This is a genomic window from Mesorhizobium sp. M7A.F.Ca.US.008.03.1.1, assembly GCF_003997495.1.
Taxonomy (GTDB): Bacteria; Pseudomonadota; Alphaproteobacteria; order Rhizobiales; family Rhizobiaceae; genus Mesorhizobium.
This window is the reverse complement of sequence record NZ_RZRU01000003.1, coordinates 308,048-327,491: the sequence shown is the minus strand read 5'-3', so window position 1 is coordinate 327,491 and position 19,444 is coordinate 308,048. Positions and strand designations below refer to the sequence as shown.

Genomic DNA, 19,444 nt, shown 5'->3' with positions numbered 1-19,444 from the left:
CAGCCACGGGCAAGACAACGGGAGGCTCGGGTAGTTTCGGCGCGGCGAGCGCGCGCGAGCGTCCTGCAATCCTGCCCCATGACCGTCCATGGGCGGTTTCGAGTGCCCTCTGCACGATCGAAACCGGGTCTGGCCAGTCGATACGACTGGCAGAATGCGCGACCGGCGGGCTCTCCTAGGAAAGCCCGCCGGTCAATTCGTCAACGACGCAGACCGAGCTTCTCGATCAGCGTCTGGTAGCGCGCGTCGTCCTTGCGCTTGAGATAATCAAGCAGGCTGCGGCGCTGGGAGACGAGAGCAAGCAGACCACGGCGGGAATGGTTATCCTTCTTGTGGTCCTTGAAGTGGTCGGTCAGGTTCTTGATGCGCTCGGAAAGGATGGCCACCTGGACTTCCGGAGACCCGGTATCGCCCTTGGCGGTTGCGAATTCACCCATCAATTCCTGTTTGCGCTCGGCAGTAATCGACATCGTGTTTTTCCTTATCTGTTCGAGGAAACGGGTCGCCCTCAGCCGGGATGTCGTCCAGCAGGGGCCGGTGCGAGCAAAGCGTCACAGCGCTATGCTGCGGCGCATATAGTGCAATTCCCCGGAAAACGCCAGCCCAATTCACAAGCCGGCTTTTCAGGCCAAAATGGCAGGTTTATCCTTGTCAAAGCCATTTCTTCCATTTGAAGAAGGCGATCAGCCCGAATGCGACAAGCGCCATGAACAGCAGCGACAAGGGATAGCCATAATAGGCCTTCAGTTCCGGCATGTTCCAGGGCGAAGACTCCGGATCGAAATTCATGCCCCAGATGCCGACCAGGAAGGTGAGCGGCATGAAGATGACCGAGACGATGGTGAGATAGCTGATGACGTCGTTGGTGCGCGCCTGGCTCAGCGACAGGTGCATCTCGATCAGGCCGGTCAGCATGTCGCGCTGGGTCTCGACCAGCTCGATCAGCCTGAGCGCATGGTCGAGCGTGTCGTTGAGGAAGATCTTGGTCTCGGCCTTCACATAGGGCACGTCGTTGCGGATCAGCGTCGCCAGCGCATCGCGCATCGGCCACAGCACGCCTTTCAGCACGTTGGCGTCGCGCCGCAATTCATGCAGCTGCCGCATCTGATGCTTGTGCGGCGAATGCAGCATCTCGTCCTCAATGCTGTCGACGGTGTCGCCGGCGGCCTCGATCGGCGGAAAATAACTGTCGACGATGGCATCGATCAGCGCATAGGCAAGGTAGTCGGCGCCGCGGGCGCGCAGCCGGTTGGGCGCCGAACTTTCGATGCGCTTGCGCACCGGATCGAACGGATCGCCTTCCCGCTCCTGGAAGGTGACGACGAAATTGCTGCCGAAGAAGACGGCGATCTGCTCATAGCGGTGCGAGGTGACATCGTCGATCATCCTGACGACGACAAAGGCATGATCCTCGAAGAAGTCGACCTTGGGCCGTTGGCCGGTGTTGACGACGTCCTCCAGCGCCAGCGGATGCAGGCTGAATATGCGGCCGATCTCCTCGATCAGGGGGATGTTGGCGAGGCCGGTACAATCGAGCCAGATAACCGGCCATTTGTCGCAATGGGTGTTGAGGTCGTCGATGCTGGCATTTTCGATGGTCTTGAATTTCTGCGGCGAGATCAGGGTCAGCCTGAGTTCGCTGCGCCGCGCCGAGGGGTCGGCGATCAGCGTGCCGGGCGATGCACCGACCGGCGGCCGCCTTGTTTTCACCGGCGCCCGCTTCTTGACCGCCTCTGCCTTTGCCATATGCCCCTCGCGCGAGTCCTGGTCCGACATTAGAGCGGTTCGCCGTTTCACGGAAACGGCGAACCGCTCTAATTCTTTGTTTTGACGCAATTCCGGACGGAAAACCGTTCACACTTTTCCTGGAATTACTCAAGACGACAGGAGTCAGCCGGCAAAGACCCGCTTGGGCTTGAACATGCCTTGCTCGATGGCGCCGATGGCAACCAGCTTGCCACGCGCCGTGGCGCAGGCTTCCTCGGCTTCCACCGGTGCATCGCGGCCGCGGATAATGACAGGGTTGCCAAGGCGGATCTTGGTTGCCGCGTCATCGCTGATGGCGATCTGCGGCAGGCAATCGAGGGCAGCCGACGTGTCAACCAGGAGCGCATCGATGGCGTCGAAGTCGATTGGCACTTCCACCTTGTCGGCAGCCTCTGCCGTGTCGGCGGCTTCGGCCGTATCGGTGACGTCCGTCGTGTCCGTGCTGTCATCATGCACGCCGAAACGGGCGGCTTCCAGTTCGGCGATGGTGACGAAATCCTCTGGCGTGAACGGCTCGACCTCGACCCGGCGCAATTCGCTGATATGGCCGAAACAGCCCATGTCGCGGCCCATGTCGCGGGCCAGCGAGCGCACATAGGTGCCCTTGCCGCATTCGACCTCGAAAACAGTATGGTCGGCCCTGTGCTCGACAACGTCCAAACGGCCGATCTCGATCTCGCGCGCGGGTATGTCGACTGTCGCGCCGTCGCGGGCCAGATCATAGGCGCGCTCGCCCGCGATCTTGATGGCCGAGAATTGCGGCGGCGTCTGCATGATGACGCCGGTGTATTTCGGCAGCAGCGCCCTGACCTCGGTTTCCGATGGACGCAGGTCGGACTCCTTCGTCACCGGACCTTCGAGGTCATCGGTGGAGCGTTCCTGTCCCCAGGCAACGGTGAAGCGATAGATCTTGGCGCCGTCCTGCACATAAGGCACGGTCTTGGTGGCCTCACCAAGCGCGATCGGCAGCATGCCGGACGCCAGCGGGTCGAGCGTGCCGGCATGGCCGGCCTTTTCCGCCTGGAACAGCCATTTGATCTTGGAGACGGCTTCGGTCGAGCCCATGCCGACCGGCTTGTCCAGGATCAGCCAGCCCGAGATCGGCCGGCCCTTCTTCTTGCCGCGACGCGCCACTATTCGGTGTCCTTGCTGTCGTCTTTGTCCTGGTCCTCAGGACCCAGATCGCGCGCCACTTCGGGCGACTTCAACAGGTCGTTGATCCTGGCGAAATTGTCGAAGGAGGTGTCGAGCTTGAAGCGGAACTCCGGCATGAACTTCATCTGCCGCAGCGCGCCGGAGACACGGCCACGGACGAATCTCGCATGCTTGTTCAGCGCCTCGACCACCGCATCGGTGTCCTTGGCGCCGAGCGGCGAGACGAAAGCGGTAGCCACCTTCAAATCGGGCGACATGCGCACTTCCGAGACCGACACCACGGTGTTCTCGATCAGCGGATCGATGATCTCGCCGCGCTGCAGGGTTTCGGATAGTGCATGGCGCACCTGTTCGGCGACGCGCAGCATGCGCTGGGATGGGCTGGATGCAGTTGGACGGGGCATTTTTCTCTATCCTGAAAGCGTGAGGCGCGGGATGGGACCGCGCCGCATGTCTCATATGGGTCGTTCTCAATAGACCTCGGGCGGCGGCCTTTCGGCCACCGCCCGGTATGGACAAGTCACTCGAACTCAGAGTGTCCGGGTCACCATCTCGACGCGGAAGCACTCGATGACGTCGCCGACGCGCATATCCTCGTAGTTCTGGAAGGCCATGCCGCATTCCTGGCCGCCGGGGACTTCCGAGACTTCGTCCTTGAAGCGCTTCAGGGTCTTCAGCGTGCCTTCGTGGATGACGACGTTGTCGCGGATCAGGCGCACACCGGCACCACGCTCGACCTTGCCTTCGGTGACACGGCAGCCGGCGATCTTGCCGACCTTGGTGATGTCGAAGATTTCGAGGATCTGCGCGTTGCCGATGAAGGTCTCGCGACGCTCCGGCGACAGCAGGCCCGACAGAGCCGCCTTCACGTCATCCACAAGGTTGTAGATGATCGAGTAGTAGCGGATCTCGATGCCAGCTGCCACTGCAGCGGCACGCGCCTGGACGTTGGCGCGGACATTGAAGCCGATGATCGCCGCACCCGAAGTCTCGGCCAGCGACACGTCGCTTTCGGTGATGGCGCCAGCGCCGGCATGGACGATGCGCGCACGCACTTCGTCGGTGCCGAGCTTGTCGAGTGCAGCGTTGATCGCCTCGATCGAGCCCTGCACGTCGCCCTTGATGACCAGCGGAAATTCCTTCAGCCCGCTTGTCTGCAATTGCGACATCATCTGCTCGAGCGAACCGCGCTGGCCGGCATGCTTGGCAACTGCCTTCTCGCGCGCCAGACGCTGGCGGTATTCGGTGATCTCGCGGGCACGGGCCTCGTTGTTGACCACGGCAAAGCGGTCGCCGGCCTGCGGGGTGCCCTGCAAGCCAAGCACTTCCACCGGCATCGCCGGCGGCGCTTCCTTGATCTGCACGCCACGATCGTTGACCAGCGCACGCACCCGGCCCCATTCGTTGCCGGCAACAAGGATGTCGCCCGGCATCAGCGTGCCGGTCTGCACCAGCACGGTGGCAACGGGACCACGGCCCTTGTCGAGCTGGGCTTCGATGACGACACCCTCGGCGGTACGATCCGGATTGGCCTTCAGGTCGAGAATTTCGGCCTGCAGCAGGATCGCCTCGAGCAGCTTGTCGAGATTGGTGCCCTTGGTCGCCGACACTTCGACGTCCAGAACTTCACCGCCCATGGATTCGACGAAGACCTCGTGGCGCAGCAGTTCGGAGCGCACTTTCTGCGGATCGGCATCATGCTTGTCGATCTTGTTGATCGCCACGATGATCGGAACGCCAGCCGCCTTGGCATGGCTGATCGATTCGATCGTCTGCGGCATGACGCTGTCATCGGCCGCAACCACCAGGATGGCAATGTCGGTCGCCTGGGCGCCACGAGCACGCATCGCCGTGAAGGCGGCGTGGCCGGGCGTGTCGATGAAGGTGATCTTGTGACCATTCTTCTCGACCTGGTAGGCGCCGATATGCTGGGTGATGCCGCCGGCTTCGCCGGAAACGACATTGGCGTTGCGGATCGCGTCGAGCAGCGAGGTCTTGCCATGATCGACGTGGCCCATGATCGTCACGACAGGCGGACGCGACACCAGGTCCTCGGCATTGTCGGCGATGTTGAACAGGCCTTCCTCGATGTCGGACTCGGCGACGCGGCGGACCGTGTGGCCGAATTCGGTGGCAACCAGCTCGGCCGTGTCGGCGTCGATGACGTCGCCCGGCTTCAGGATCTGGCCCTGCTTCATGAAGAACTTGACCAGGTCGACCGCGCGCTCGGACATGCGTTGCGCCAGTTCCTGGATGGTAATGGTCTCGGGCAGGATCACTTCGCGCATAACTTTCTCGCGCGGCTCATTGTGCATCGCGCGCTTGAATTTTTCCTGGCGACGACGCATCGACGACAGTGAACGGGCTCGCGCATCTTCGTCGGACAATGCCGAATTCAGCGTCAGCTTGCCACGGCGGCGGTCTTCCTCGCTCTTGGTCGGCTTGGCCGGACGCGCCACTTCGGGCGTGACCGGACGGCGCACCGGCACACCGGCACCCGCCCGCTTCGGCTTGGCCCCTTCCTCGTCATCGACTGTTGCCAGTTCGGCAGCCAATGGCGCGCGGCGACGGGCCTCTTCCTCGGCCCGACGGCGGGACTCGGCTTCGGTCTGCAACCGCGCCTCTTCCTCGGCCTGACGGCGCGCGGATTCATCACGTTCGCGCTTGCGGCGCTCTTCGTCCTCGGCGCGACGCTTGGCATCCTCGGCGGCGCGCTGGCGGTCCTCGACCTCGCGAACCTTCGAGCCCTCGAGCGCCCTGCGGCGTGCTTCCATTTCACTGCGCGAAAGTTCGTTCAGCACCATGCCGCTGCGCTCGACCGGGGCCGGTGGCTGCGGCGCCTTCGGTGCTTCCGGCACGACGACGGGTGCGGCCACGACCGCCGGCTTCGGTGTGAAGACGGGGGCGGCAACAGGCTCCGGCTTGTCACCGGGCATCGAGAACTTGCGCTTCTTGGTTTCGACGACGACCTGCTTGGTGCGGCCGTGCGAGAAGTTCTGGCGCACGGTGCCCTGTTCCATACCGGGGCGCTTCAGCGTCAAAGTCTTCTTCGGCGTCACACTCAGCGTATTGTCGTCACCCGATTTCGTATCGCTCATTCCATATCCTCTGCGGCATCATCTTCGTCAGCAACAGCCGCAAGCATTGCCAGATCGTCCGGGGAACCGCCCCGATACCGGTCGAGCGCAACCATGCGCTTCTGGACCGCCCTGCCCGCGTCTCCCGCGAGAACGGCAGCATGTATCACATTTGTACCCCCCAATGCCAAGCTCAACTCGGCCTCGGAGAAAAGTTTGTAGGCAAGGATGGCGGGCCCGCCGAGATGGACTGTTGCCCGTCGCGCCTGGCTGATCTTGCGCACGCCGTCGTCGGACGCCTCGGTCGCGTGAAGCACGAAAAGCGCCAATCCACCGCGGACAGCACTTTCGACCTTGGTAGCGCCAAGCGAAATTGCGCCCGCCTTACGGGCAAGACCAAGCATGCCCAGAGCGTACCTGGAAAGCAGCCCGTCGACCATGCCGCCGAGATCGGGCGGCACGACCACCTGTGCCTTGAAGGCGCGGGCAAAGAGGTTCTTCGCCGCAGCCTTGTCGATATGTAGGCGGTCGGCGCTCACCCAGCAACCGCGACCGGGCAGATTTCTCTTGATGTCGGGAACGACGGCCGAATCCGGGCCGACGACGAACCGGATCAGATCATCCGGTTCGGCTTGTTTGCGCGTAACGATGCAGGTGCGATCGTTCATCTCGTCCAAGGGCGGGTTCGGTGCGATGCGGTTTCACCTCACGCACCAACGGCTTCGTCAGCCGAGACTTCTTCGGCTGCAAGCTCGTCTTCGGTGATCCAGCCGGCCTTGAGGCGGGCGGCCAGAACCATCTGTTCGGCGTCTGCGCGGGTCACGCCATGATTGGCCAGCACGCCCGGATAGACTTTTGTCTCGCCGTCCTTGCGTTCCTTCCAGCCGGTCAGGTCGTCGGCGGCATAGCCGGCGAAATCCTCGATCGTCTTCACGCCGTCCTCGCCAAGCGTCACCATCATGGCGGTGGTGACGCCGGGGATTTCGCGCAATTCGTCCGAAACGCCGAGCGCCTTGCGCTTGTCGTCGTGCTCGGCCTCGATCTTCTCCAGATATTCGCGTGCGCGGGTCTGGATTTCCGAAGCGGTGTCCTCGTCGAAACCGTCGATCGAGGCGATCTCGCCGGAATCAACATACGCGACTTCCTCAACGCTGGTGAAGCCTTCGGAGGCCAGCACCTGGCCGACCATCTCGTCGACGTCGAGGGCTTCCATGAACAGCGACGAACGCTCGACGAATTCCTTCTGGCGGCGCTCGGATTCTTCGGCCTCGGTCAGGATGTCGATATCCCAACCGGTCAGCTGCGAAGCGAGACGCACGTTCTGACCGCGGCGGCCGATGGCCAGCGACAGCTGGTCGTCGGGAACCACGACTTCGATGCGTTCGGCATCCTCGTCGAGCACGACCTTGGCGACTTCCGCCGGCTGCAGCGCGTTGACGATGAAGGACGCCGCCGAAGGCGACCACGGAATGATGTCGATCTTCTCGCCCTGCAATTCGCCGACGACGGCCTGGACGCGGCTGCCGCGCATGCCGACGCAGGCGCCGACCGGATCGATCGAGCTGTCGCGCGAGATGACGGCGATCTTGGCGCGCGAACCTGGGTCGCGGGCGACCGACTTGATCTCGATGATGCCGTCATAGATTTCCGGCACTTCCATGGTGAACAGCTTGGCCATGAACTGCGGATGGGTACGCGACAGGAAAATCTGCGGGCCGCGCTGCTCGCGGCGCACATCGTAGACATAGGCGCGGACGCGGTCGCCATATTTGTAGTTCTCGCGCGGGATCAGCTCATCGCGGCGGATGATCGCTTCGCCGCGGCCGAGATCGACGATGACGTTGCCGTATTCGACGCGCTTGACGGTGCCGTTGACGATCTCGCCGATGCGGTCCTTGTACTCGTCATACTGGCGGTCGCGTTCGGCCTCGCGGACCTTCTGGACGATGACCTGCTTGGCCGACTGGGCGGCGATGCGGCCGAAATCCATGGGCGGCAGCTGTTCGGCGATGAAGTCGCCGAGCTGGGCGTCCGGATTGCGCTCGCGAGCCGAGGAAATGGCGATCTGCGTGGCGTAGTCATCGACCTTCTCAACCACTTCCATCAGCCGCTGCAGCTTCATCTCACCGGTGTTCGGGTTGATGTCGGCGCGGATGTTGGTCTCCTGACCGTAACGCGAGCGCGCCGCCTTCTGGATCGCATCGGCCATGGCGGCGATAACGATCGACTTGTCGATCGACTTTTCACGCGCGACCGCGTCGGCGATCTGCAGCAGTTCAAGTCTGTTGGCGCTTACAACCATCGTTTTTCTCCCGAGCCTGTTTGCCGGACCTTTGCGCCCGGCAGCTCAATCATAGTTCCTGTTCGTGTTCTACCGTGGCGTCCGTTTCCGTACCCTCGGGTACGTCATCGTCCGGTTCGCCGCGGTGTCTTTTGGCTTCCTTGCGCGCCCTGTTGTCCTTCGACAGGGCATCGCGGATGAGATCGTCGGTCAGGATCAGGCGCGTTTCGGAAATCGCGTCATAGGGGACCCGCACCGTCGGCTCCTCGCCATAGGCAGCCTTTTCGCGCTCGATCAGCACATCGTCTTCGCCGGCCTCGACGATCTTGCCCTTGAACCGCTTGCGGTCGGCAACGACGATCGATGTTTCCATCTTCACCAGATGGCCCGTCCAGGTCGTGAAATCCGATTTGCGGACCAGCGGCCGGTCGATGCCGGGCGACGAGACCTCAAGGTGATAGGCCTTTTCGATCGGATCGTCGACATCGAGCGACGGCGACACCGCGCGGCTGACCTCTTCGCAATCCTCGACGGTCATGGTGCCGTCCTCGCGTTCGGCCATGATCTGCAGCGTCAGCCCGTTCTGACCCGACAGATGCACCCGCACGAGGCGGAAGCCGATGCCACGCAGGACCGGCTGGACGATCAGCGCGATGCGCGCATCGATGCCGCTTTCGCGGATGATGCGATCGTCGCCCTCGTTTGCCGTTGCAGTCATTGAAGTCCTGTCGCTCTAACCGAAGTTATCGGCAGGTAATAAAAAAGAGCGGGACCGGGTGGACCCACTCTTCGTCATACCGACCAAGAATTTGAGGCTGATATAAACGATCATGGCCGGTGTTTCAAGCCCGCCGTGCAGGCCGAACAAAAGCCGTGTGGCGCCAGTGTTGCGCCAGACGCATGGCCTCCATGCGGCGAAACCCCTGTGAGCTTTGCCGCGGCATCCCCATCTGCGGTGCATTGCACAAAGATGATTGCACGACACAGCACCGAAAGGGCATGACCATGACCAACCGCAAGATCTTATCCGCCATCGGCGAACTCTTCACGACATTTGGCAGCGCAGTCGCTGCCTCGCGTGCCGTGGAAGCGGGCCGCAAGCCGCGCGCCGGCGATTTGCGCAAGCTCGGTGTGGATCCGGCTGTCTTCAACAGGATCGGCCGTTTCTGAACCTGGCGAGTGGATGATACCCGCCTTTGCAACGCTAGTGCGCCTTGGGCGGGCCTATGTTCTGACAAAAGTGAGATAGGCCGGCCGCCGTCCCTCACGAATGGCCTTCGCCTCGTAACGCGTCCCCGGCCAGCCATTGTAAGGCCGGTGCCAATCCGCCGCCTCCGAAGCCTGCCACGCGAACGCGCCATGCGCACGGCAGTGCAGCAGGGTCCAGTTGACATAGGTGTCGATATCGGACGCGAAGCGGAATTTTGAACCAGGCTTCAGCACACGCGCGAACCGCTCGAGATTGACCGGGCTGACGAAGCGCCGCTTCCAGTGTTTCTTCTTCGGCCAGGGATCGGGATAGAGCAGATCGATGCCGTCGAGCGAGGCTTGCGGCAGCCAGTCGAGCAGCCGGGTGGCGTCGTCGTCATAAACCCGCAGATTGGCGAGCGGTTTCTCGCGCACCGCCATCATCATCTTGGCCATGCCGTTGACGAACGGCTCGACGCCGATGAAACCGATCGAAGGCGCCTCGATCCCGCGATGCAGGAGATGTTCGCCGCCACCGAAGCCGATCTCGAGGCGAATCGCGCTAACATCGGCTTCAAACAGAATGCGCAGATCGGCCGGCGGTTCAGCCGTCAGATCGAGCCGGTATGTGCCGAAACCGCTTTCCAGAGCGGCCGCCTGCTGCGGACGCATGGTCTTGCCGCGCCGGCGACCGAAAAAAGCTTCGGTCGCGCGGCTTGGTCTGTCCTTCGGATCCATGGCGGGACTTTGCGGCGCCGCTGTCAGGCGGCGACCGCGTCCTTGAGCGCCTTGGCGAGATCGGTCTTTTCCCAGGAGAAAGACCCATCACGGCCGGCCTTGCGGCCGAAATGGCCGTAGGACGACGTCTTGGCATAGATCGGCTTGTTGAGATCGAGATGGCGGCGGATGCCGGACGGCGACAGATCCATCACGGTGCGCAGCGCCTCCTCGAGCTTTGCCTCGTCGACCTTGCCGGTGCCGTGCAGGTCGACATAGACCGACAGCGGCTGGGCAACGCCGATAGCGTAGGAAAGCTGGATGGTGCAGCGGTCGGCGAGTTTCGCCGCCACGACGTTCTTGGCCAGATAGCGTGCTGCATAGGCCGCCGAACGATCCACCTTGGTGGTGTCCTTGCCGGAGAAGGCGCCGCCGCCATGCGGTGCGGCACCGCCATAGGTGTCGACGATGATCTTGCGGCCGGTCAGCCCGGCGTCGCCGTCCGGTCCGCCAATGACGAACTTGCCGGTCGGATTGATGTACCACATGCAGTTGTCGGCGATCTTCAGCTCGCCCAGCGCCTCCCGGATATAGGGTTCGACGACCTTGCGGACCTTCTTCGAATCCCAGCTCGCATCGAGATGCTGCGTGGACAGCACGATCTGCGTCGCTTCGGCGGCCTTGCCGTCGACATAGCGAACGGTGACCTGGCTCTTGGCGTCCGGCCCGAGCTTGCCGGCTTCACCGCTGCCCTCGTGACGGGCGGCAGCCAGCAGTTCGAGGATCTTGTGGCTGTAGTAGATCGGCGCCGGCATCAGATCCGGCGTCTCGCGGCAGGCGTAACCGAACATGATGCCTTGGTCGCCGGCACCCTCTTCGCCCTGACGGTCGGAGGCATTGTCGACGCCTTGGCCGATGTCAGGAGACTGGCCGTGCAGCAGAACCTCGATCTTCGCCGTTTTCCAGTGGAAGCCGGCCTGCTCGTAGCCGATTTCGCGGATCGCCTTGCGAGCGACCGACTTGAACTTGGCCGGATTGACGACCGAATGCCCGGCGGCATCCTTGAGAATATTGCCGGCCTTGTCCCTCTTGAGCAGCGTGTCCGGAACACGCACTTCGCCGGCGATGACGACACGGTTGGTGGTGGCCAGCGTCTCGCAGGCGACACGGACTTTCCACGGATCCATGCCGGTCTTCTTGGCTTCGCGATAGACCAGATCGACGATCTCGTCGGAAATCCGGTCGCAGACTTTGTCGGGATGGCCCTCGGCAACGGATTCCGAGGTAAAGAAGTAGTTCTGCCGCGTCACGGGTGTCCCCTCTTGAAAAACGATCGGCAGGCTGCCGATTTTGGCGCGCCACGTGTTAGCGGGGCGAAGCGCCGCTCGTCAAGCGGTGCTTCGGCTCTGGCCTGAATGTCGATGCAGTTATCTTGTGCCACCAGCGGCAGGGCGCCGGCGGTGGCGGCGTAATTGAGGATCAGTCGGGATCGTCGCTGGAGAGGGACTTGACCAGGTCTATGATCCTGCGGCGCACCTTGGCATCGGCGATCTTGACAAAGGCCCGGTTGAGCTGGAGGCCTTCGGGACTGCCGCAGAATTCGACGGCGAAAGCCATCGACGCGTCCTCGGCAAATCCACGGCCCGCCACGGGCTCCTGGCCGGGCGCGTCCTCGAAAAAGAAGGCGACAGGCACGCCGAGTATGGACGCTATCGCCTGCAATCGGCTGGCACCGACGCGGTTGGTGCCTTTTTCATATTTCTGAATCTGTTGAAATGTGATGCCGAGGTTTTCTCCCAGCTTTTCCTGGCTCATTCCCAGCATGTTGCGGCGAAGCCGAATGCGACTGCCAACATGGATGTCGATCGGATTCGGTTTCTTCTTGTTGTCTTCTGTCATTTTTTCCTCGCCGAATTTTTTCGGCTTTTCTATTTTTTCCTGCCCGAACGAAGCCGGAGGCAACTGCCCCAACAGAACGATCCACCGGCTTCGAGAAATTTTCAGGCACTTACAGTATGAGTTTCTAATGTGTTGGCTGTCAATTCACCCGTAGCCTTTGCCTTACGTTCAACAGCGCTGCCCCAACGGCAAACAGCAACATGATCAGCATTCCGTTAATGCGCCGTTGGCCGGGAGATATGACAGCTTGTCCGGAAATCGGTATGTGGGCATCGATGGCGCCGCGCGCGTCGATCGCAAGCGCATCGACGATACGCCCGCGCGGATCCACGACGGCCGAGATGCCGTTGTTGGCAACACGCACCAATGGCAATCCATTTTCCACCGCACGGATCTGGGCCTGCCTGAAATGCTGATACGGACCCGGCGTGTCGCCGAACCACGCATCGTTGGTAACGTTCACAATAAGCTGCGCTGACGCAGCGTCAACTGCCACAAGATCGGGAAAGATCACCTCATAACAGATAAATGGCAGCGCACGGATGCCATCGGGCAGCGTGATGGCGTGCCGCTCATTGCCGGCCGCGAAACTCATCGGCCCGGCAACCAGTTGCTCGATGCCGAAACGCTGGAGCAGATCGGCGAAGGGCAGGTATTCGCCGAACGGCACAAGGTGAACCTTGTCGACTGCGTCCGTGATTTCACCCTTGTCGTCGATCGCCACCACAGAGTTGTAGTAACGGCTGTCGGCATTCGCGGCCGAACCGCCTTCCTCGCGAACGACGCCGGCAATCAGCATCTGGCCGGGTCCGAGCATGTCCCCCAGCGCCGTCAATGCGTCCGGACGCTCGGTGAAGAGGAAAGGCACCGAGGTTTCGGGCCACAGGATCAGTTGCGGTTTTTGATGGCCTGGGTCCGGCGCCTTGGCCGAGAGCCCCATCAGGACCGCGAAGATGCGGTCGCGCACCGAGGCATCCCATTTTTCCGACAGGTCCACGGCCGGCTGGACGATGCGGACATCCAGGCTGTGTGAAGCCGGCGGTTCGGGAGCGGCAAGCCTGGCATAGCCGAAGCCGACATGGGCGGCGGCGAGCACCACAAACAGTGCCGCGCCGAGGCGCAGATGCCGACGTGCCGCCAGCAGTGCCGGCAGTGCGAAGACGAACACCGCGAGCGCGTTCATGCCGATCATGCCCGTCACCGAGACGCTCTGCATCAGCAGCGGCACGGGCATGGCCGCGTAGCCGACGGCATTCCAGGGAAAACCGGTGAACAGGAAATCGCGCAGCCATTCCGCCAGGCCGAAGCCGAAGGCAAGGGCGGCGATGCGGCCAATGTCGTTGCTCCACAGCAGCCGAGCAACGATTGCCGCAAAGCCGTAGAAAAAGGCGAGCATGAAAGGAATGCCGACCACCGCGAAGGGAAGCGCCCAGGCAAAGCTGTCGGCCTCGACCAGCAGCGCCGAACCGATCCACCAGAGGCCGGCGAGGAAATAGCCGAAACCGAACCACCAACCGACGGCGAAAGCCGGCCGCAGGCGACGAAACAAGCTGCCGGAAGCTTCGCCGGTGGCGCCGTCGAGCAGCCAGACCAGCAGCGGAAACGAGACGAAACAGGCGGCGAAGAAGTCGTAAGGCGCCTGCCCAAGCACCGCCAGGGCGCCTGCGAGAAACGCCACGAGCGCACGCCGCCAACCCCAAAGCAGAATTATCCGGCCGGTGAGGCGCTCCATGCATACTTCCGAGTCGCGCGAATCAGGACGCAAGATTTAACAGGCCACGGTCCGCGCTCCAAACGCCGGATGGCCGCTGTGATGCAAGCTCCGGCCCAGCTCTACCGGTGCCAACCGTCGATTTGAACGCCGCCCAGCCGTTCGGCCTCCTCGCGCGGAACCGAGCGGATGGTCTGTGTGAAGGTCCAGACATGGCCCTCGGGGTCGCGAGCCCGATACTGGCGCTCGCCGTAGAACTGATCCGTCGGCTCCTGGATTATATCAGCACCGGCCGCACGAGCCTGCTCGCAATGGACGTCGATGCCGTCCTTCAGCCTGATATAGACCGACTGAGTGTTCTTGCCCGAGACGGAAGCCGGGCTGGCGACGTGGTCGGTCCATTCGGAATCGACGATGATGTATCCGTCGCCGAACCGCATCTCGGCGTGGACGAGCGTTCCCTCGGCATCGCTGACCACCATGCTGCGCTCGAAGCCGAAGGCTGCTTCCAGCCAGTCCAGCGCGGCACGAGGGTCCTTATAGAAAACACCGGAGCCCAGACTTGGATGCTTGAATGGGTCGTCGACAGTCATCGGGCGAGCGTAACGCTTACGCCTGTTCGGTGCGCGCGGTGGCGCGCCGGCGGCGCTCACCCTTCTGGCTCTGCACGATGCGCACGCGCTTGACGCGGCGCGGATCGGCGTCGAGGACGTGGAACTCGAAGCCGGGTATGGCCTGCACCACCTCGCCGCGGGCCGGAACGCGGCCAAGCGTGTTGAAGATCATGCCGCCGATCGTGTCGACATATTCGCCATGTTCGCCGGCGGCGAAATCCCCGCCGATCATCTTGGCGACGTCGTCGATCTCGGCCTTGCCGTCGACGATGAACACGCCGTCGCCGCTCTGGATGATCATCGGCTCGTCGTCGTCATGCTCGTCCTCGATGTCGCCGACCACCATCTCGACAATGTCCTCCAGCGAGGCAAGACCGTCGGTGCCGCCATATTCGTCGATGACCAGCGCCATCTGGGTGCGCGTCGTCTGCATGCGGCCCATGAGGTCGGAGGCAAGCATCGACGGCGGCACGAACAGCACCGGGCGGATCAGATTGAGGTCGCCAATGGTGCGCGCAAGATCGACCTGGGCGAGGTCGAGTACCGTGGCGGCAGGCGTTTTCCTGGTCGTGCGGCCCTTCTTGACGCGCGCGATCTTGGTGATGTGAGCCAGCACGTCACGGATATGGACCATGCCGCGCGGATCATCGAGCGTCTCGGAATAGACCGGCATACGCGAATGGCCGGATTGTTCGAAAGTGCCCAGCAGATCGCCGAGCGTCGTCGTGATCTCGACCCCCTGGATATCGGTGCGCGGTACCATGACGTCCTCGACGCGCACTTCGCGCAGCCGCAGGATGTTGTTGAGCATGGCGCGTTCGCCGGGCGAGAAGGCGCCGGCATCGCTCGTCGTTTCGGCAAGCGCGCCGGCGATTTCCTCACGCAGGCTGGTTCCGTTGCGTTGCCTGAACAGGCCCAGAACGCGGTCGAACAGGGATGGACCGGCAGGCGATGTTTCGCCGACAGCGCTGCCGGTGCCGGCAGCAGCGGAGGTACTGCTAGCACCAGAGGTGACGGTACTCGGACTTGATCCCTCTTCCGACGTATCGGAAGCCTTGGTCGCACTGCCGGCGTCGGGGCGGGCGGCAGTCTCTGGTTTGTCGTTCATCGTCGTCCGGTCAATTGGTCAGATGTAGTTACGCGTAGGGGTCAGGAATGGCAAGCCTTGCGAGCGCTGCGCGTTCGACGGCTTCCATCGCCTCGGCCTCAGTGTCGGTCTCGTGATCGTAGCCCAGCAGATGCAGCAGGCCGTGGATGACGAGATGGGTGATATGGTTCTCGACCGGCTTGTCTTCCAGTGCCGCTTCATGGGCGACCGTTTCGGCGGCCAGCACGATGTCGCCCAGCATCGGCGGCAACGGACCGCCTTGCGCAAACGGAAAAGCCGGGAAAGACAAGACGTTGGTCGGTTTGTCCTTGTCGCGCCAGCCGGCGTTGAGAACCTGGATATGGGCGTCGTCGGTAAAAACGAGGCTGAGTTCGGAACGGCCCTTAACGCCGGTTTCGGCACAAGCCGCCTTGACGGCGCGATCGACCAGCCGCGTCAGGCTTGCCTCGTCGGGCCAGTTGCCCGCCTCAATCGATATGTCGATGTCGACGGGAACAGTCCCGTCGCCGGATATTATGTCCTCAGGCATGAAGCCGCATCGCCAACGTCAATTCTCGGCGCCGAGGCCACGCGCCAGCTTGGCGTCCCGGTCGTAGGCCCTGACGATTTCCGCCACCAGCGGATGGCGGACCACGTCGCCGTCGTTGAAGCGCACGGTGACCGCGCCCGCCACGCCGTCCAGCACCCGCAAGGCTTCGACCAAGCCCGATTTGGTGTTCGAGGGAAGGTCGATCTGGGTCGGATCGCCGGTGACGATCATCCGCGAGTTTTCGCCCAGACGCGTCAGGAACATCTTCATCTGCATCGGCGTGGTGTTCTGCGCCTCGTCGAGGATGACGGCGGCATGCGCCAGCGTGCGGCCGCGCATGAAGGCGAGCGGCGCGATCTCGATCACTTCGGCGGCAATGGCGCGCTCGACCTTGTCGGCCGGCATCATGTCGTAGAGCGCGTCATAGAGCGGCCGCAGATAGGGATCGACCTTCTCCTTCATGTCGCCAGGCAGGAAGCCCAGCCGTTCGCCGGCCTCGACCGCAGGCCGCGAGAGAATGATGCGCTCGACCATGCCGCGCTCGAGCAGCATCGCCGCATGCGCCACCGCCAGATAGGTCTTGCCGGTGCCGGCCGGGCCGATGCCGAACACCAGTTCCGACCGTTCCAGCGCCCGCATATAGGCGTCCTGGTTGAGCGAGCGGGCATAGATCGTCTTCTTGCGGGTGGTGATCTGGGCAGCGGAGACCTTGCCCTTGCGTTCCAGCGTTGGCAGCGTCAGCTGATCGTCGGCGGCGATCGCCATGCGCACTGCGCCGTCGACGTCGGACTGGCCGATATCGACGCCCTTCTGGAGAATGCCGTAGAGATTGTCGAGCGCACGGCGCGCCTGCTCGGCGGCCGACGCCGAACCCTTGATGGTCAGCTGGTTGCCGCGTGAGCGGATGTCGACGCCAAGCTTCTGCTCCAGCCTGGCGAGGTTTTCGTCGAACTGACCATAAAGGGCGCTGGCAAGCTTGTTGTTGTCGAAAGTCAGAACGATGTGCGCCATGTCAGAAGCCCCAGATGCCGGTACCGGGGGCAGGTTCTTCAGCTCTGCTGCGCTCAACCGTCTCTCCTCATCTGCCGAGACCCTCGGGCCAATTCGGCGAACAGGCTGTTGTAGCCCGTCTTCGTGATTCGCACCTGGATAATGTCACCGATTTCGCCGGCCTTTTCATCAACAATAACCGGCTGCAGCCAAGGTGAGCGGCCAACCTTCTGGCCGGCCTGACGGCCGGGCTTCTCGATCAGCGTGTCGATGGTGCTTCCAACGAGGCTCAAGCCGAAATCCTGCTGCTGTTTCACAAGCAGAGCCTGCAGCCGCTGCAAGCGCTCGTCCTTGACCGTTTCCGGCACATGATCGGACATTTCGGCGCCTGGCGTGCCGGGGCGCGGCGAATATTTGAACGAGAAGGCCGAGGCGTAATTCACCTGACGCACCAGTTCCATCGTCGCCTCGAAATCCGCCTCGGTCTCGCCGGGAAAGCCGACGATGAAGTCGCCGGAGAGCGCGATGTCAGGCCGCGCGGTACGGATACGGTCGAGCAGCGCCAGATAATCCCCCGCCGTGTGCCGGCGATTCATCGTCTTGAGGATACGATCGGAGCCTGATTGCACCGGCAGATGCAGATAGGGCATCAACGCCGGCAGATCGCGATGAGCCGCTATCAGTTCGTCATCCATGTCGCGCGGGTGGCTGGTGGTGTAGCGCAGACGCGCCAGCCCGGGGATTTCGGCCAGCCTGAACAGCAGGCGGCCAAGGCCCCACTCCTGGCCGTTCTCGCCCTGGCCATGCCAGGCATTGACGTTCTGGCCAAGCAGCGTCACTTCGCGCACGCCGGCTTCGGCCAGGCGCTCAGCCTCCGCGACAATCTGCGCCACCGACCGGGAGACTTCGGAGCCCCTTGTGTAGGGCACAACGCAGAAGGTGCAGAACTTGTCGCAGCCTTCCTGCACGGTGAGGAAGGCGGTGACGCCGCGCTTGATGACCTCGGCGCGCTTGGGCTGCGGCAGATGCTCGAACTTGTCCTCGATGGCGTAGTCGGTCTCGACGATCTTTTCGCCGCCGCGCACCCGCGCCAGCACGTCGGGAAGCCGGTGATAAGTCTGCGGGCCGATGACCAGGTCGACGGCCGGCGAACGGCGGATGATCTCGGCGCCTTCGGCCTGCGCCACGCAGCCGGCGACGCCGACCAGCATCTCGCGGCCGGCCAGGGCACGCTCGGCTTTCATGTCGCGGATACGGCCGAGCTCGGAATAGACCTTTTCGGCCGCCTTCTCCCTGATATGACAGGTGTTCAGCAGCACCAGGTCAGCCTCGCCAATGGCATCGGTCGCGGAATAGCCGTCGGCAGCCAGCGCATCGGCCATACGCTGTGAATCATAGACATTCATCTGGCAGCCATAGGTCTTGATGAAGACTTTTCTCGCTGCCGCGGGAAGCACCGCCGGCTGTCCAGCCGTAGTGCCGATGTCGTCGCTTTCTATCGTGTTCAAGTCCATAAGGCGGCTTCTAACGCCTTTCCGTGACAAAAAACAGACGATTCTCGGCCCGCGCCAGCAAGGGCATGCCGGGGCTAGCGGCTCGGCCGCGGGTCGGCAAGCGCCGCCTGCATCATCTCACGCACCTGGCTTTCCATCAGTTTCGACGTCTCCTTGCGGTTCGAACCCTTGGAAAAGGCGATTGCCTCGCCGAAATGCACCTCGACGTCGAGTGCGCCCTCCGCGAGCAGAACCTTGAGATGCGGCATCAAATCCTCATCGCCGATCCAGGCGGCAAGCGGGCGATGCCGGCGGCCGAGCGGCACGCCATGCAGACGCGTATAGGCGATCGCCACCGGCTGGATGAACACCTGTTCCGCCGCGCCTTCCGAAATGGCCATCGAGGCGGCGCCGAACAGCGTGCTCTTGAACGGCAGGACCATATTGCCGTCACCGGTCGAGCCCTCGGCAAACAGCACCATCGCATCGCCCTTGGCCATGCGGCTGGCTATCTCGCTTGCCTGGTCGCCCGACGAACGCTTGCGCTCGCGCTCGATGAACACGGTGCGCTGCAGCTTCGACAGCATGCCGATCAGCGGCCAGCCTTCCATATCGGCTCTCGCGATGAACTTCACATCGGCAAAAGAGCCCAGCACCATGATGTCGGTCCAGGAGATGTGATTGGACGCCACCAACAAAGGGCGCTTGTCGGACAGCGTTCCTTTGACATGGATGCGCATGCCGAGCGCCCTGATGATCAGCCTGTGCCAGATCTTGAGGATGAAGGTTTCCGGCCACCAGCCGGTCTTCATCGACAGGATCTGTAACGGCACGAGGACCAGCGAACCGGCGACAACGAGGCCCAGCGCCAGGAAAATCCTGATTTTCTTGATCATCGCCCCATCCCGGCCGTCT

Annotated in this window: 19 protein-coding genes; 1 reads left to right on the top strand and 18 read right to left on the bottom strand. The window is 62.8% G+C overall.

From position 1 onward, the window contains the following. Positions 1-200: 200 nt before the first annotated feature. From rpsO to rimP, 8 genes are all read right to left on the bottom strand, one after another. A complete protein-coding gene (gene rpsO, locus EOA16_RS07105) occupies positions 201-512 on the bottom strand; it encodes a 30S ribosomal protein S15 (protein WP_281035828.1) in 312 nt (103 codons plus the stop codon). A gap of 139 nt (positions 513-651) precedes the next feature. Beyond that, complete coding sequence (gene corA / locus EOA16_RS07100) at positions 652-1,746, bottom strand: magnesium/cobalt transporter CorA (RefSeq protein WP_127256666.1); 1,095 nt, start codon at positions 1,744-1,746, stop codon at positions 652-654. 144 nt (positions 1,747-1,890) lie between these two features. Next, positions 1,891-2,901, bottom strand: coding sequence for a tRNA pseudouridine(55) synthase TruB (gene truB / locus EOA16_RS07095; protein ID WP_127256664.1), 1,011 nt, complete (start codon positions 2,899-2,901; stop codon positions 1,891-1,893). Then, positions 2,901-3,326, bottom strand: coding sequence for a 30S ribosome-binding factor RbfA (gene rbfA, locus EOA16_RS07090; RefSeq protein ID WP_127256662.1), 426 nt, complete (start codon positions 3,324-3,326; stop codon positions 2,901-2,903). Before rbfA ends, truB begins: the two co-directional genes overlap by 1 nt. A 126-nt stretch (positions 3,327-3,452) precedes the next feature. Further along, the gene (gene infB / locus EOA16_RS07085) at positions 3,453-6,020 is read right to left on the bottom strand and encodes a translation initiation factor IF-2 (RefSeq protein ID WP_127256660.1); all 2,568 of its coding nucleotides are present in this window, start codon (positions 6,018-6,020) and stop codon (positions 3,453-3,455) included. Next, positions 6,017-6,667, bottom strand: a complete 651-nt coding sequence (locus tag EOA16_RS07080; RefSeq protein WP_127256957.1) for an RNA-binding protein — start codon at positions 6,665-6,667, stop codon at positions 6,017-6,019. Before EOA16_RS07080 ends, infB begins: the two co-directional genes overlap by 4 nt. Before the next feature lie 38 nt (positions 6,668-6,705). Continuing rightward, positions 6,706-8,301: a transcription termination factor NusA gene (gene nusA, locus EOA16_RS07075; RefSeq protein WP_013527896.1), complete on the bottom strand. Its 1,596-nt coding sequence runs from the start codon at positions 8,299-8,301 to the stop codon at positions 6,706-6,708. 49 nt (positions 8,302-8,350) lie between these two features. Continuing rightward, positions 8,351-8,998, bottom strand: a complete 648-nt coding sequence (gene rimP, locus EOA16_RS07070) for a ribosome maturation factor RimP (RefSeq protein WP_127256658.1) — start codon at positions 8,996-8,998, stop codon at positions 8,351-8,353. 281 nt (positions 8,999-9,279) lie between these two features. On the opposite strand from rimP, the gene EOA16_RS07065 reads away from it, so the two are divergent. After that, positions 9,280-9,450, top strand: coding sequence for a hypothetical protein (locus tag EOA16_RS07065; protein ID WP_164754130.1), 171 nt, complete (start codon positions 9,280-9,282; stop codon positions 9,448-9,450). 54 nt (positions 9,451-9,504) lie between these two features. Here the strand turns inward: EOA16_RS07065 and EOA16_RS07060 are convergent, their stop codons facing one another. From EOA16_RS07060 to EOA16_RS07015, 10 genes are all read right to left on the bottom strand, one after another. Next, positions 9,505-10,206: a tRNA (guanosine(46)-N(7))-methyltransferase TrmB gene (locus tag EOA16_RS07060; protein WP_127256656.1), complete on the bottom strand. Its 702-nt coding sequence runs from the start codon at positions 10,204-10,206 to the stop codon at positions 9,505-9,507. A 23-nt stretch (positions 10,207-10,229) separates the two neighbouring features. Next, complete coding sequence (gene metK / locus EOA16_RS07055; RefSeq protein ID WP_127256654.1) at positions 10,230-11,495, bottom strand: methionine adenosyltransferase; 1,266 nt, start codon at positions 11,493-11,495, stop codon at positions 10,230-10,232. Positions 11,496-11,664: 169 nt separating this feature from the next. Beyond that, entirely contained in the window at positions 11,665-12,084 is a 420-nt protein-coding gene (locus EOA16_RS07050) for a helix-turn-helix domain-containing protein (RefSeq protein WP_127256653.1), read from the bottom strand. A gap of 139 nt (positions 12,085-12,223) precedes the next feature. Next, a complete protein-coding gene (gene lnt / locus EOA16_RS07045) occupies positions 12,224-13,816 on the bottom strand; it encodes an apolipoprotein N-acyltransferase (protein ID WP_127256651.1) in 1,593 nt (530 codons plus the stop codon). Between the two features lie 101 nt (positions 13,817-13,917). Beyond that, positions 13,918-14,388: a VOC family protein gene (locus EOA16_RS07040; RefSeq protein ID WP_127256649.1), complete on the bottom strand. Its 471-nt coding sequence runs from the start codon at positions 14,386-14,388 to the stop codon at positions 13,918-13,920. A 16-nt stretch (positions 14,389-14,404) separates the two neighbouring features. Further along, positions 14,405-15,517: a hemolysin family protein gene (locus EOA16_RS07035; protein ID WP_127256647.1), complete on the bottom strand. Its 1,113-nt coding sequence runs from the start codon at positions 15,515-15,517 to the stop codon at positions 14,405-14,407. A gap of 28 nt (positions 15,518-15,545) precedes the next feature. Beyond that, positions 15,546-16,046, bottom strand: coding sequence for an rRNA maturation RNase YbeY (ybeY, locus tag EOA16_RS07030; protein ID WP_127256645.1), 501 nt, complete (start codon positions 16,044-16,046; stop codon positions 15,546-15,548). Positions 16,047-16,064: 18 nt separating this feature from the next. After that, complete coding sequence (locus EOA16_RS07025; protein WP_224699087.1) at positions 16,065-17,057, bottom strand: PhoH family protein; 993 nt, start codon at positions 17,055-17,057, stop codon at positions 16,065-16,067. A gap of 53 nt (positions 17,058-17,110) precedes the next feature. Further along, entirely contained in the window at positions 17,111-18,550 is a 1,440-nt protein-coding gene (gene miaB, locus EOA16_RS07020; protein ID WP_127256643.1) for a tRNA (N6-isopentenyl adenosine(37)-C2)-methylthiotransferase MiaB, read from the bottom strand. Between the two features lie 74 nt (positions 18,551-18,624). Further along, positions 18,625-19,425 carry a 1-acyl-sn-glycerol-3-phosphate acyltransferase gene (locus EOA16_RS07015; RefSeq protein WP_063169990.1) on the bottom strand — a complete coding sequence of 267 codons (801 nt, stop codon included), beginning with the start codon at positions 19,423-19,425 and terminating at the stop codon, positions 18,625-18,627. Positions 19,426-19,444 lie beyond the last annotated feature (19 nt).

Bases quoted from the DNA above. Each gene is read 5' to 3' on its own strand.
- corA (WP_127256666.1), bottom strand. From the start codon at position 1,746: ATGGCAAAGGCAGAGGCGGTCAAGAAGCGGGCGCCGGTGAAAACAAGG.
- rbfA (WP_127256662.1), bottom strand. From the start codon at position 3,326: ATGCCCCGTCCAACTGCATCCAGCCCATCCCAGCGCATGCTGCGCGTC.
- infB (WP_127256660.1), bottom strand. From the start codon at position 6,020: ATGAGCGATACGAAATCGGGTGACGACAATACGCTGAGTGTGACGCCG.
- EOA16_RS07080 (WP_127256957.1), bottom strand. From the start codon at position 6,667: ATGAACGATCGCACCTGCATCGTTACGCGCAAACAAGCCGAACCGGAT.
- nusA (WP_013527896.1), bottom strand. From the start codon at position 8,301: ATGGTTGTAAGCGCCAACAGACTTGAACTGCTGCAGATCGCCGACGCG.
- rimP (WP_127256658.1), bottom strand. From the start codon at position 8,998: ATGACTGCAACGGCAAACGAGGGCGACGATCGCATCATCCGCGAAAGC.
- EOA16_RS07065 (WP_164754130.1), top strand. From the start codon at position 9,280: ATGACCATGACCAACCGCAAGATCTTATCCGCCATCGGCGAACTCTTC.
- EOA16_RS07060 (WP_127256656.1), bottom strand. From the start codon at position 10,206: ATGGATCCGAAGGACAGACCAAGCCGCGCGACCGAAGCTTTTTTCGGT.
- EOA16_RS07050 (WP_127256653.1), bottom strand. From the start codon at position 12,084: ATGACAGAAGACAACAAGAAGAAACCGAATCCGATCGACATCCATGTT.
- lnt (WP_127256651.1), bottom strand. From the start codon at position 13,816: ATGGAGCGCCTCACCGGCCGGATAATTCTGCTTTGGGGTTGGCGGCGT.
- EOA16_RS07040 (WP_127256649.1), bottom strand. From the start codon at position 14,388: ATGACTGTCGACGACCCATTCAAGCATCCAAGTCTGGGCTCCGGTGTT.
- EOA16_RS07035 (WP_127256647.1), bottom strand. From the start codon at position 15,517: ATGAACGACAAACCAGAGACTGCCGCCCGCCCCGACGCCGGCAGTGCG.
- ybeY (WP_127256645.1), bottom strand. From the start codon at position 16,046: ATGCCTGAGGACATAATATCCGGCGACGGGACTGTTCCCGTCGACATC.
- EOA16_RS07025 (WP_224699087.1), bottom strand. From the start codon at position 17,057: ATGGCGCACATCGTTCTGACTTTCGACAACAACAAGCTTGCCAGCGCC.
- miaB (WP_127256643.1), bottom strand. From the start codon at position 18,550: ATGGACTTGAACACGATAGAAAGCGACGACATCGGCACTACGGCTGGA.
- EOA16_RS07015 (WP_063169990.1), bottom strand. From the start codon at position 19,425: ATGATCAAGAAAATCAGGATTTTCCTGGCGCTGGGCCTCGTTGTCGCC.